Annotated in this window: 10 protein-coding genes and 1 pseudogene; 8 read left to right on the top strand and 3 right to left on the bottom strand. The window is 72.4% G+C overall.

Features of this window, described 5'->3' with window-relative positions:
- The first annotated feature begins 47 nt into the window (after positions 1-47).
- The 5 genes from OCT49_RS01655 to OCT49_RS01635 all read left to right on the top strand — a co-directional run bounded on the left by OCT49_RS01655 (position 48) and on the right by OCT49_RS01635 (position 4,829).
- Positions 48-848: a crotonase/enoyl-CoA hydratase family protein gene (locus OCT49_RS01655; RefSeq protein WP_283850097.1), complete on the top strand. Its 801-nt coding sequence runs from the start codon at positions 48-50 to the stop codon at positions 846-848.
- Between the two features lie 61 nt (positions 849-909).
- Positions 910-1,863: a Zn-ribbon domain-containing OB-fold protein gene (locus tag OCT49_RS01650; protein ID WP_283850096.1), complete on the top strand. Its 954-nt coding sequence runs from the start codon at positions 910-912 to the stop codon at positions 1,861-1,863.
- Positions 1,864-2,919 (top strand): thiolase family protein, encoded by a 1,056-nt coding sequence (locus tag OCT49_RS01645; protein ID WP_283850095.1) that lies wholly within the window; start codon positions 1,864-1,866, stop codon positions 2,917-2,919.
- On the top strand, positions 2,909-4,075 hold the full coding sequence (locus OCT49_RS01640) for a thiolase family protein (RefSeq protein WP_283850094.1): 1,167 nt from the start codon (positions 2,909-2,911) through the stop codon (positions 4,073-4,075). Before OCT49_RS01645 ends, OCT49_RS01640 begins: the two co-directional genes overlap by 11 nt.
- A 253-nt stretch (positions 4,076-4,328) precedes the next feature.
- Positions 4,329-4,829 carry a hypothetical protein gene (locus OCT49_RS01635; protein ID WP_148835987.1) on the top strand — a complete coding sequence of 167 codons (501 nt, stop codon included), beginning with the start codon at positions 4,329-4,331 and terminating at the stop codon, positions 4,827-4,829.
- A gap of 71 nt (positions 4,830-4,900) precedes the next feature.
- Here OCT49_RS01635 and OCT49_RS01630 read toward each other — a convergent pair.
- Positions 4,901-5,289: pseudogene (locus tag OCT49_RS01630) on the bottom strand (germacradienol/geosmin synthase); the annotation flags it as partial.
- A gap of 286 nt (positions 5,290-5,575) precedes the next feature.
- Here OCT49_RS01630 and OCT49_RS01625 point away from each other — a divergent pair.
- Positions 5,576-6,907 (top strand): N-acetylmuramoyl-L-alanine amidase, encoded by a 1,332-nt coding sequence (locus OCT49_RS01625; protein WP_283850093.1) that lies wholly within the window; start codon positions 5,576-5,578, stop codon positions 6,905-6,907.
- 63 nt (positions 6,908-6,970) lie between these two features.
- On the opposite strand, the gene OCT49_RS01620 is transcribed toward OCT49_RS01625, so the two are convergent.
- Entirely contained in the window at positions 6,971-8,107 is a 1,137-nt protein-coding gene (locus tag OCT49_RS01620) for an aminoglycoside phosphotransferase family protein (protein ID WP_283850092.1), read from the bottom strand.
- A gap of 232 nt (positions 8,108-8,339) precedes the next feature.
- On the opposite strand from OCT49_RS01620, the gene OCT49_RS01615 reads away from it, so the two are divergent.
- On the top strand, positions 8,340-9,836 hold the full coding sequence (locus OCT49_RS01615; protein ID WP_283850091.1) for a DNA-binding protein NsdB: 1,497 nt from the start codon (positions 8,340-8,342) through the stop codon (positions 9,834-9,836).
- Positions 9,837-10,056: 220 nt separating this feature from the next.
- Here OCT49_RS01615 and OCT49_RS01610 read toward each other — a convergent pair whose 3' ends face one another.
- On the bottom strand, positions 10,057-11,502 hold the full coding sequence (locus OCT49_RS01610) for a PP2C family protein-serine/threonine phosphatase (protein WP_283850090.1): 1,446 nt from the start codon (positions 11,500-11,502) through the stop codon (positions 10,057-10,059).
- 455 nt (positions 11,503-11,957) lie between these two features.
- Here OCT49_RS01610 and rpmG point away from each other — a divergent pair, with 455 nt between their 5' ends.
- A complete protein-coding gene (gene rpmG / locus OCT49_RS01605) occupies positions 11,958-12,122 on the top strand; it encodes a 50S ribosomal protein L33 (protein WP_283850089.1) in 165 nt (54 codons plus the stop codon).
- Positions 12,123-12,200 lie beyond the last annotated feature (78 nt).

Below are 12,200 nucleotides of genomic sequence, written 5' to 3'. Positions count from 1 at the left end.
GGCAGTACCGACCCGGCGGCCCCGGGTCCCGAGACGGGAGGCAGGCAATGGGTGGTACGGAACACCTCACCGTGCGCCGCGAGGGCGCCACACTGGTGCTCACCCTGAACAGGCCGGAGGCGAAGAACGCCCTCTCGCTGCCGATGCTGGTCGGGCTGTACGACGGCTGGCTGGCGGCCGACGAGGACGACACGGTCCGCTCGGTCGTCCTCACCGGGGCGGGCGGCTGCTTCTGCGCCGGCATGGACCTCAAGGCCCTGGCCGGCAAGGGCATGGAGGGGGAGCGGTACCGCCACCGGATGGCCGCCGACCCCGATCTGCACTGGAAGGCGATGCTGCGCCACCACCGCCCCCGCAAACCGGTCGTCGCCGCGGTCGAGGGCCACTGCGTGGCGGGCGGGACCGAGATCCTCCAGGGCACCGACATCCGGATCGCCGGAGCGGGCGCCACCTTCGGCCTCTTCGAGGTCCGGCGCGGCCTCTTCCCCATCGGCGGGTCCACGGTGCGGCTGCCCCGCCAGATCCCCCGCACCCACGCCCTCGAAATGCTTCTCACCGGACGCCCCTACAGCGCCGCCGAGGCCGCCGCCATCGGGCTGATCGGCCGGGTCGTCCCCGACGGCACCGCACTGGAGGAGGCCCTCGCCGTCGCCGAACGGATCAACGCCTGCGGACCGCTCGCCGTCGAGGCCGTCAAGGCGTCCGTGTACGAGAACGCCGAACTGACCGAGACCGAGGGCCTCGCCGCCGAACTGGAACGCGGCCAACCGGTCTTCGCCACCGCCGACGCCCGCGAAGGCGCCCGCGCCTTCGCCGAGAAACGCCCGCCCGTCTACCGCCGCGCCTGAGCGCCCGCCGGGTGGCCTCCGACCGGACGCACCCGACGGGCCCCGAGTCCAGGAGGCAACCGTGCCCGACATCCTCAGCGCACCACTCGTGGTCGAATTCCCCTTCACCCGCTCCCTCGGCCCGGTCCAGAGCGCCTTCCTCACCGGACTGCGCGAACGCACCGTGCTCGGCGTCCGCACCGACGACGGAAGGATCCTGGTCCCGCCCGTCGAGTACGACCCCGTCACCGCCGAGGAGATCCGGGAACTCGTCGAGGTCGCCCCCACCGGCACCGTCACCACCTGGGCCTGGAACCCCGCACCGCGCAGCGGCCAGCCCCTCGGCACCCCCTTCGCCTGGGTCCTCGTCCGGCTCGACGGGGCCGACACCGCCCTCCTGCACGCCCTGGCCGCGCCCGGCCCGCACGCCGTGCGCACCGGCATGCGGGTACGGATCCGCTGGGCCGCCGAACGGACCGGCGCGATCACGGACATCGCCTGCTTCGAACCGTACGCGGGCGGCGCCGGCGAACCGCCCGCCCCGCACGACGGTGCGTTCCCCGACCCCGTCACCGGCATCGTCACCCCCGCCCGGCTCGACTACCGGTACACCCCCGGCCGGGCCCAGAGCGCCTACCTCGAGGCCCTGTCCGAACGGCGCATCGTCGGCGAACGCTGCCCGTCCTGCGCCAAGGTGTACGTGCCGCCCCGCGGCGCCTGCCCCACCTGCGGCGTCGCCACCGCGGAACAGGTCGAGGTCGGCCCGCGCGGCACCGTGACCACGTACTGCGTCGTCAACATCAAGGCCGCTCACCCGGCCGCTCCCGACCTCGAGGTCCCCTACGTCTACGCGCACATCGCACTCGACGGCGCGGACCTCGCCCTGCACGCCCGGATCGGCGGCATCCCGTACGACGAGGTGCGCATGGGGCTGCGCGTCGAACCCGTCTGGACCGAGGGCGCACGCCACCCCGACCACTACCGGCCCACCGGCGAGCCCGACGCCGACTACGACGCGTACAAGGAGCTGCTCTAGATGCGAGACGTGGCGATCGTCGCCTTCGCGCAGACGGACCACCTGCGGCGCACCGACGAACTCTCCGAGGTCGAGATGCTGATGCCGGTGCTCCACCGGGTCCTCGACGCGACCGGCCTGCGGGCGGGCGACATCGGCTTCACCTGCTCCGGCTCCAGCGACTACCTGGCCGGCCGCGCCTTCTCCTTCACCATGGCGCTCGACGGCGTCGGCGCCCATCCACCGATCTCCGAGTCCCACGTGGAGATGGACGGCGCCTGGGCCCTGTACGAGGCCTGGGTGAAGATCCTGACGGGCCAGGCCGACACCGCCCTCGTCTACTCCTACGGCAAGTCCTCGCCCGGGGAGCTCCGCGACGTCCTCACCCGCCAGCTCGACCCCTACTACCTCGGCCCGCTCTGGCCGGACTCCGTCGCCCTCGCCGCGCTCCAGGCCCGGGCGCTGATCGACGCGGGCGACACGGACGAGGCGGCCCTCGCCGCGATCGCCGCCCGCAACCGCGCCGCCGCCGCGGACAACCCGCACGCCCAGCTCGCCGGCCCGGTCCCGGCCGGGGACTACCTCGTGCGCCCGCTGCGCACCGGCGACTGCGCACCGATCGGCGACGGGGCGGCCGCCGTGGTCCTCGCCGCCGGGGACACCGCCCGGCGACTGTGCCCCCGCCCCGCCTGGATCCGCGGCATCGACCACCGCATCGAGGCACACGGCCTCGGCGTCCGCGAACTGACCGGATCGCCGTCCACCCGGCTCGCCGCCACCCGGGCCGGATTCTTCGAACGGCCCGTGGACACCGCCGAGTTGCATGCCCCGTTCACCTCGCAGGAGGTGGTGCTGCGCAAGGCGCTCGAACTCGACGACGACGTCGCCGTCAACCCGTCCGGCGGCGCGCTCGCCGCCAACCCGGTCATGGCCGCCGGACTGATCCGGCTCGGCGAGGCCGCCGCCCGCATCCACCGCGGCGAGTCCGACCGGGCCCTGGCCCATGCCACCTCCGGGCCCTGCCTGCAACAGAACCTGGTCGCCGTCCTCGAAGGGGAGAGTGCTCATGTCCGCTGAGCCCGTGGCCGTCGTCGGCATCGGCCAGACCGCACACGTCTCCGCCCGCCGGGACGTCTCCATCGCCGGACTGGTCCGCGAGGCCGCCGTCCGCGCCCTGGACGACGCCGGGCTGACCTGGGCGGACATCGACGCCGTCGTCATCGGCAAGGCCCCCGATTTCTTCGAGGGCCTGATGATGCCGGAGCTCTACCTCGCCGACGCCCTCGGCGCCGTCGGCAAACCCGTGCTCCGGGTGCACACCGCGGGCTCCGTCGGCGGTTCCACCGCACTCGTCGCCGCCAACCTGGTCTCCGCGCGGGTGCACCGCACCGTCCTGGCACTCGCCTTCGAGAAACAGTCCGAGTCCAACGCCATGTGGGGCCTCTCCCTGCCGGTCCCGTTCCAGCAACCGCTGCTGGCCGGTGCGGGCGGCTTCTTCGCCCCGCACGTACGGGCCTACATGCGGCGCACCGGGGCCCCCGACGAGATCGGCTCCCTCGTCGCGTACAAGGACCGGCGCAACGCGCTCAGGAACCCCTACGCCCACGTCCGCGACCCCGGCATCACCCTGGAGAAGGTGCGGGCCGCGCCGATGCTCTGGGACCCGATCCGCTACTCGGAGACCTGCCCCTCCTCCGACGGGGCCTGCGCGATGGTCCTCACCGACCGGGTCGGGGCGGACCGCTCGCCGCACCCGCCCGCGTGGGTGCACGGCGGTGCGATGCGCAGCGAGCCGACGCTCTTCGCGGGCAAGGACTTCGTGTCCCCCGGGGCGGGCCGGGACTGCGCGGCCGACGTGTACCGGCAGGCGGGGATCAGCAACCCCCGGCGGGAGATCGACGCCGCCGAGCTGTACGTGCCGTTCTCCTGGTACGAGCCGATGTGGCTGGAGAACCTCGGCTTCGCCGACGAGGGCGAGGGCTGGAAACTCACCGAGTCCGGCGTCACCGAGATCGACGGCGACCTGCCCGTGAACCCCTCGGGCGGAGTGCTCTCCACCAACCCCATCGGGGCCTCCGGCATGATCCGCTTCGCCGAGGCCGCCCTCCAGGTACGGGGCCGGGCGGGCGAGCACCAGGTGGCGGGGGCCCGGAAGGCGCTCGGCCACGCGTACGGCGGCGGGGCCCAGTTCTTCGCCATGTGGCTGGTCGGATCCGAACCCCCCACCGGCTGACCCCGGCCCCTGCGCCCCGGGGGTCGTCCCGGCGGGGCCGGACCACGACCGCACCGCGCGCCGGATCACCCTCCGTGCCCCCTCCGTGTCCCCCTTCGTGCCCCCGGCCACCGGACGTGGCCGGTCCCCTCGCCGCCACCCCCGGCCGGGACCGGCCGCAGGACCCGCCGGGGACCGGCAGGCGGGCCCGTCGGCGCCCCGGCCTGCGCGGACCCGACTCCGCAACGTGAGCCCGGACACGTACCATGTCTGCATGTCCTTCCTCCGCCGCCGTAGCGCCGCCACACCCGCGGGCCCCGACTTCGACGTCCTGGCCATGGACCCGGGGGACTGGCCCGGAAATCTCGGCGCCGGCCTGCTGCCCGCCCCCGACGGGAGCTGTCAGGGCGTCTTCCTGCGCTACGACCTGTTCGGCGGCCGCGGCCCCGCGATGATCATCGGCAACCTCCCGGAGGGATCGCCCGCGCGCGAGACCGAGGAGGGGCAGGTTCCGTTCGAAGTCGCCCAGCTGCTGCTCGCGCTGGAGAACGACGAGCCGGTCGAGGTCACCGGCACCGAGGACGTGCCCGTCATGCAGGGCGACAACCTGCTGATCGTCCGCCGGATCAAGCTCTCCGAAAGCCGCATCTCCTGCGTCCAGTTCGACCGCAGCGACGGTGTGCTCGTCACCATCGCCAGCTGGGACCGGCCGATCACCGACGACCTGTACACCCTCCTGAAGCCGCTGCCCGCCGAGCTGTTCCAGCAGGGCTGAAACGTCTCGCCGGTGACCGCCCGCGCCCCGCGGGCGGTCACCGGCATGCGGACCCCCGCCCCGTCCGGCCGTTACCCGCCGCTCGCCGCGGTCCGCGCGAACAGTGCGGTCCCCCGCGCCGCCGAGACCCCGGTCCCGGTGGGACCGCCGATGTGCCACGGGGTGCCGCTGCCCCGCCGGAGGTCCTGCTCGCGGTAGCACCGGCAGCCGCGGTGCCGGATCAGGATGCCCGCGAGCCGCTGCTCCAGCTCCCGCACGTACCCGGCCGGCACCTCCCGCGCCCCCGCGTCCAGCCCGAAGCCGTCGCAGAGCACCGGCAGTTCCCGTTCGGCGAGGTGCCGGAACTGCCGTAGCCGCGACTCCATCGGATCGTGCACGATCGCCACCCGGTCGGGTGATCCACCCCGAAGAAGTTCTGCACGACCAGGACGCCGTCGTGCACCTCGCCCTCGTACTCGATGGAAAGCACACTCCTGGGTGATGCCCGGGATGTGCCCGATGCCGTGTTCCCGCTCCACAGGAGCCGGGCAACGGGCCGTCGCCGAACGCCGGTTGAATCTTTCCGCGCGCAGGTCAAAGGGCCTTTCAGTGGTCTGGTCCACTGGCTCGACCCGCGGCCTCTGCCGATCCCTTGACGCGCTGTCATGTCAGGTCGGAGAGTGTGCGCGCACAGCGGAACAGCGGGATGGATCACGCCCGGCTCAGCACACCCGGCTCGACACGCACGGCTCCGAAGAAGGGTTGTCATGACGTCCAAGCAGAGGACCGGACTCGCACTCGCGCTCACCGGCGTCGGCGCACTGAGCATGGCACTGCTCAGTCCCGTGGCCCCGGCCGGAGCGGACGAGGTGCGGCCGGAATGCCCGCGCGGCCTCGCGTGCGACTGGGTGCCGGCGGCCTACCAGCAGACGGGCGACCCCGCCGACAAGGAGACGTACGGGAACTACGACACCGCGGACCGGCCGCACACCAACAAGATCCGGTTCATCGTCCTGCACGACACCGAGGAGGACTTCGACACCACCCTGAAGATCTTCCAGAACCCGCTGAAGCAGGCGTCCGCCCACTACGTGGTGCGCTCGGCCGATGGCCACGTCACCCAGATGGTCAAGAACAAGGACGTGGCCTGGCAGGCGGGCAACTGGTACGTCAACAGCCACTCCATCGGCATCGAGCAGGAGGGCGTCGCCGTCGACGGCGCCAAGTGGTACACCCCCGAGATGTACCGCTCCACCGCCAAACTGGTGCGCTACCTCGCCGCCAAGTACGACATCCCGCTCGACCGCCAGCACATCATCGGCCACGACGGAGTGCCGCCCACCACCGCGGCCGGAACCAGGAACATGCACTGGGACCCGGGCCCGTACTGGGACTGGAACCGCTTCATGAAGCTGCTGGGCGAGCCCACGGTGCCGACCGCGCCCCGTGACAGCGAACTCGTCACCATCAGCCCGGACTTCAAGAAGAACCGGCAGGCCTTCCGCGACTGCGAGAAGGGCGTGGACCTGCCGGCCCAGGGCTCCAGCGCCGTCCCGTTGCACACCGCACCCTCCGCCGACGCGCCCCTCTTCTCCGACCCCGGCCTGCACCCCGACGGCTCGCCCGGCACGAACTGCGCCGCCGACTGGGGCAGCAAGATCAGCGCCACCCAGCAGGCGGTCGTCGCGGACCACGCCCCCGGCTGGACGGCGATCTGGTGGTACGGCAAGAAGGCCTGGTTCCGCACCCCGGCCCGCACCCGGAACACCACACCGACCTCCGGCCACGTGGTCAGGCCGAAGGCCGGCCGCACGGACGTCCCGGTGTACGGGGTGGCGTACCCGGAGAAGGACGAGTACCCCGCGGACTTCGGGGACAAGCGGGTGGGCTCGCCGCTCCCGTACACGATCGGGGCGGGCCAGTCGTACCCCGGCGGCGGCGAGGCCCCCACGGGCTACTTCCACGCGCCGACGATCGACTCCTCGGCCCCCTTCGACCACACGTACTTCCGTGGCGGGGAGAAGTACGTGACGGTGCAGATCGGTCACCGGGTCGCCTTCGTGAAGGCGTCCGACGTGGACATCGTCCGCACGCGCTGAACCACGACGACGCGCGCGGGCCCGGTGTGTCGGCACCGGGCCCGCGCGCGTCCTCCGGACAGGTCAGCGAGTGCCGACCGCGGCTCGTACGGCCCTGCGGGCCAGGGCGCAGTCGTCGTGCAGCCGGCGCAGCAGCAGCCGCTGCTCCTCGCTCGACGACAGGGCTCCGGGCCGGTCCTGGCCGGCCCCGGCGGGCATCGGGTCACGCATGGCCCGCTGGACGGCCGTCTCGTACGTGCGGATCTCCCGGGTCAGCACCAGCATGAGGTTCACCAGGAACGCGTCACGCGCCGCGGGCCCCTTGGCCTGGGCGAGCTGGCTGATCTGACGCCGCGCCGCGGGCGCGTCCCCCAGGACCGTCCAGAGCGTCGCCAGGTCGTAGCCCGGCAGATACCAGCCCGCGTGCTCCCAGTCCACCAGCACCGGACCCGTGGGCGACAGCAGGATGTTGGAGAGCAGCGCGTCGCCGTGGCAGAACTGCCCCATGCCCTGACGGCCGCCCGCGTGCGCCAGGCCGTGCAGCAGCTTCTGCAGGTCCCCAAGGTCCCGGTCGGTGAACAGCCCCAGCTCGTGGTAGCGGGAGATCCGGGAGGCGTAGTCCAGCGGGGCGTCGAAGAGCCCGGGGGCCGGCCGCCACTCGTTGACCCGGCTGATCGCACCGAGCACGGCCCGCACATCGGCACGGGGCGGGGCCTCCGAGGGGTGTCTGGTCAGCGCCGCCACCCGTCCTGGCATCCGCTCGATCACCAGCGTGCAGTTCTCCGGATCGGCCGCGATGAGACGCGGCACCCGCACCGGGGGACGGTGCCGGACGAACGCACGGTATGCAGCTATTTCGTGCCGGAACCGTTCCGACCACGCGGGCGAGTGGTCCAGTAAACACTTGGCCACCGCGGTCGTCCGTCCGGTGGAACCGACGAGCAGGACCGAACGGCCGCTGCGGCGCAGCACCTGGACGGGATTGAACTCGGGACAGATCCGCTGCACCGAGGCGATCACCATCCTCAGCTGCGCGCCCTGCGCACCGGACAGGTCCAGCCGTCCGCTGAGCGCCGGACCGCCGGGAGCCGCCGTCCGGCGCGGGCGGACCGTGCCGGGCACCGACCGGGCGGCGGGCGGAGTGAGGTACGGTCCGCCGCCCGCCCCCAGGGGACGGAGCGGCCGGGGCGGGGCGGTCACGGAGGACGATGCTGTGTACATGATCGAGACAGATCCCTTCGCGCGCCGACAAGTTGCGTACGCCGCCCCGGCCCGGCGACCGTTCGGCACCCTGGGGAGTACCTAGGGCTGCCGGGCGGGGTGGCGCTTTCCTACCCGACACCGAACTCCGGGTGGCAGACCATGTGGCGTGCCCTGGCGAACCATGGCGAATAGTCGCAAGGCATCTGACAGGGGGTTACTGTCAACACAGCCGAGAACCTGGGGGCTTGACGTGACCGGAGAACCCAACACCCGCCTGTCCGACCTGTTCGGCCTCGCCGGCTGGTCCAAGGGCGAACTCGCGAGAATGGTGAACAGGCAGGCGGCGGCCATGGGCCATCCGCAACTGGCCACCGACACCTCGCGGGTGCGGCGTTGGATCGACATGGGGGAGTCACCCCGCGATCCCGTGCCCGAGGTGCTGGCTGCCCTGTTCACCGAGCGGCTCGGTCGTGTCGTGACCATCGAGGACCTCGGGTTCGGCCGACGCGGGCGTGCAGGGAAACGGCGGGGCGTCGGGACGCAGCACAATCCCGACGGGCTGCCGTGGGCGCCCGAGCGGACGGCGGCGGTCCTCACCGAATTCACGGGAATGGACCTCATGCTCAACCGACGCGGCTTGGTGAGCGCGGGCGCCGCGCTCGCCGCAGGATCGACCATCACCGGCCCCATGTACGACTGGCTGCACACGGATCCCGTGCTGGCGGCCGACGTCCCACGGATCAACGACCCCTTGCACGCGGAGCCGGCCGGTTTCGACCGGTACGAGGCCGCCCCCATCGGGTCGGAGGAGATCGAAGCGCTCGAACGGTCCGTCGAGGTGTTCCGCGCCTGGGACGCGTCCAGGGGCGGCGGACTCCAGCGCAAGGCCGTGGTGGGCCAACTCAACGAGGTGGGCGGCATGCTCGCCTACCGCCACCCCGAACACCTGCAGCGCCGTCTGTGGGGCGTGGCGGCCAACCTGGCGGTGCTCGCGGGGTGGATGTCGCACGACATCGGACTCGAACCGACCGCCCAGAAGTACTTCGTCATCGCGGCCCACGCGGCGCGCGAGGGAGGGGACCGGCCGCGGGCGGGCGAGGCGCTCTCCAGGGCGGCCCGGCAGATGGTCCACCTCGGCCGTCCCGACGACGCCCTGGACTTGATGAAGCTCGCCAAGTCCGGTTCGGGGGACGAGGTGCTGCCCCGCACCCGGGCGATGCTGTACACCATCGAGGCGTGGGCGCAGGCCTCCATGGGCCGGGGCCAGGCGATGCGGCGCACGCTCGGCAAGGCCGAGGAGCTCTTCGTCTCGGACAAGAGCGATGTGCCGCCGCCCAGTTGGATGCAGATGTTCGACGAGGCGGACCTGCACGGCATGCAGGCCCTGGCGTTCCGCACCCTCGCCGAGCACGACCCCTCGGTGGCGATCGTCGCCCAGCGCCACGCCAAGCAGGCGCTGGAACTCCGGGTCAACGGCCGCCAGCGGTCCAAGATCTTCGACTACATCTCGCTCGCCTCGGCGTGCTTCATCGCCGACGATCCCGAGCAGGCGGACCGCTACGCGCGACTCGCCCTGGTGACGATGGGGGAGACCTCCTCGCACCGCACCTGGGACCGGCTGCGCGAAATGTACCGGCTCACCGGCCAGTTCGCGGGCTACGCGAAGATCGCGGACCTGCGCGAGGAGATCAAGCTCTCCATGCCGCAGTCTCTCATCAAGCAGCCCAGGCGTGCCACGGAGATCTGACCGGGGGCGCCACGACGCCGCGCGCCGACCGTCGATCGTCCGGGCGTCACGGTCCGGCTGACCTCGTGCCGGCCGACCGCAGCGGTCCGGTCCGTCACCGTCCGGCCACCGGCCGTTCGGGCACTGCTCCGTGGGTGGACGGCTCCGTGCTGCCGTGTCCCGCGCCGTGCCCGGGGGCGGCGGGTGTCCATGCCTTCCGTACGGGTGCCGTCGTGCCGTTCTACGCCTCGAGGCGGGCGACGAGCACGCACGCGTCGTCCAGGCGCTCGGTGCCACCGACCTCCGTGAGGACGGTCCGCAGGCACTCCTGTGCCGAACCGGCCTGCGCGAAGCGCGGTGCCAGAGCGAGCAGCGCGTCCGGGTCCGCACCCCGGCCGTCGTGACCGGTCAGCCCCTCGGTGTGCAGCACCAGCACATCGCCCGGCAGCAGGTGGACCTCGTCCTGCTCGTACGTGACCCCGGAGGTCGCGCCGAGGAGGACCCCGTCCGGTGGGGGCAGCGGGCGCCCCTTCCCGGCACGGAACAACAACGGTGCGGGGTGTCCGGCCTGGGCCCAGGCCAGGGCGCCGGTCGTCGGATCGAAACGGCAGCACACCGCGCTGCCCAGAGCGGGTTGGACGGAGGTTTCCAGTAACTGGTTGAGATGTCCCATGAGGGCGCCCGGCTCGATCCCGGCCACGGCCATTCCGCGCAGTGCGCCCAGCAGCATCGCCATGGCCGAGGTGGCCGGGATGCCGTGGCCGGTCAGGTCGCCGACCGTGAGCACGGTCCTGCCGTCCGGCAGGTCCAGCGCGTCGTACCAGTCGCCGCCGATGAGCGAGCTCGTCTCCGAGGGGAGGTAGTGGGCCGCGACGTCCAGTGCGCCGGCTCCCCGCGAGGGGGACCGTGACGAACCCCGCCACGGGGGGAGCACGGTCTGCTGGAGCTCGACGGCCATCCGGTGCTCGGTCCGTGCCCTGTCCTGGCGGCGGCGGAGCGTGTCGTGGCTCCGCCGCACCGCCTGCTGGCTCCGCCACAGCTCGCTGACGTCACGCAGCACCGCCCACATGGAGGCGGTGCAGCCGTCCGTGTCGAGGACGGGCTCGCCCATCATGTGGAGCGTGCGGATCCGGCGGTCGGGCCGTACGATGCGGAACTCGCCGTCTATCGGCTTCCCGTCCACCAGGCAGCCCGTCACCAGCGCGGTGAGCAGGGGCTGGTCCTCCGGGACGAGCACGGAGGGGAGTTCGTCCAGCGAGAGCGCACCGGCTCCGGGGGACCTGCCGAAGATCTGGAACAGCTCCTCGGACCAGCTGACCTCGTCGGTGAGCAGATTCCACTCGGCGCTGCCCACCCGGCCGATCAGCGACCCCTGCCGCGGCTCCTCGGAGGGCCTTGCCGCGGTGTCCTGCGGCGGCGTGCCCCCGAGCTGCTCCGGTACCTGCGGCCGCAGGCCGTCCCTCAGCTGTCCCAGGTGCGTACCGAGGTCGTCGAGATGGCTGACCGCCAGGTCACAGAGCGCCCGCTGCCACCGCGCCTGCGGGTCCTCCTCGTCGAGCGGCACCGTGTCGCGCCGCACGGCATCCACATCGCCGCGCAGCTGCCGGGTCCGGTCGATCAACGCGGCCACGGCATCGTGCTCGGGCGGGTGGGGGGCGGGGCAGTCCGCGGACAGCGGGGACGGCATCTCGTACTCCGATACAGGCGCGGCGCTACCAGGTCTGAATGGTGGACCGAAGACGACTGTCGCACAGGCCGGGGGAGCCCGTAAGGGATTTGGCAACACTCGATGGGTCGTTGCTTCTGGCATATGTCACAGGCTGCGCGATGCGTCGATCCGTCGAACAGCTTTGCTGGCGGCGGACGTTGGCGCAAGTGATCCGGCGTGTGCGGACGGTCGTGCGCCCGCGCTTTTCCTGCAGCTCGTGCGCCCGGGTGGAACGTGGCGCATGCGAAGAGGGGTGTGCCGCCCGGTCGCGGGCCGCGCGCCCACGACTCCGGAGCGCAAACTTCCGTCGCGCCCCGGCCGGGGCGCACGACCGGGAATGCGACCGGGAGGTCCCGTGTTACGACACCGGAACGAAAACGAAACCCATTCCCAGAAAGAGAATGGGTTCGGCGAGAAGAAGCCCGGAGGGGCCCATGATCCGCAAGGAGACCCGTCCCGTAGTGACGCTCCGGTCGACGGCCGGAACGGGCTGGAGCTATGTGACCCGCAAGAGCCGCCGGAACGATCCCGACCGGTTGGTCCTGCGCAAGTTCGACCCCGTCGTGGGGCGGCACGTGCCCTTCCGGGAGGAACGCTGACCCGAAGGTCGCCCGCGCCGTTTCCGCATCGTCCCGTCCCGCGCCGCTCCACGAGGGTGGCGCTCCCGCAGCAGCCCG

It is taken from the genome of Streptomyces sp. ML-6 (assembly GCF_030116705.1).
Classification (GTDB): Bacteria; Actinomycetota; Actinomycetes; order Streptomycetales; family Streptomycetaceae; genus Streptomyces.
Note: the sequence above shows the minus strand (reverse complement) of the source record. Positions and strands in the feature narration are given on the sequence as shown.

Coding starts and splice junctions, on each gene's coding strand:
- OCT49_RS01655 (WP_283850097.1), top strand. CDS start 48: ATGGGTGGTACGGAACACCTCACCGTGCGCCGCGAGGGCGCCACACTG.
- OCT49_RS01645 (WP_283850095.1), top strand. CDS start 1,864: ATGCGAGACGTGGCGATCGTCGCCTTCGCGCAGACGGACCACCTGCGG.
- OCT49_RS01640 (WP_283850094.1), top strand. CDS start 2,909: ATGTCCGCTGAGCCCGTGGCCGTCGTCGGCATCGGCCAGACCGCACAC.
- OCT49_RS01635 (WP_148835987.1), top strand. CDS start 4,329: ATGTCCTTCCTCCGCCGCCGTAGCGCCGCCACACCCGCGGGCCCCGAC.
- OCT49_RS01625 (WP_283850093.1), top strand. CDS start 5,576: ATGACGTCCAAGCAGAGGACCGGACTCGCACTCGCGCTCACCGGCGTC.
- OCT49_RS01620 (WP_283850092.1), bottom strand. CDS start 8,107: ATGTACACAGCATCGTCCTCCGTGACCGCCCCGCCCCGGCCGCTCCGT.
- OCT49_RS01610 (WP_283850090.1), bottom strand. CDS start 11,502: ATGCCGTCCCCGCTGTCCGCGGACTGCCCCGCCCCCCACCCGCCCGAG.
- rpmG (WP_283850089.1), top strand. CDS start 11,958: ATGATCCGCAAGGAGACCCGTCCCGTAGTGACGCTCCGGTCGACGGCC.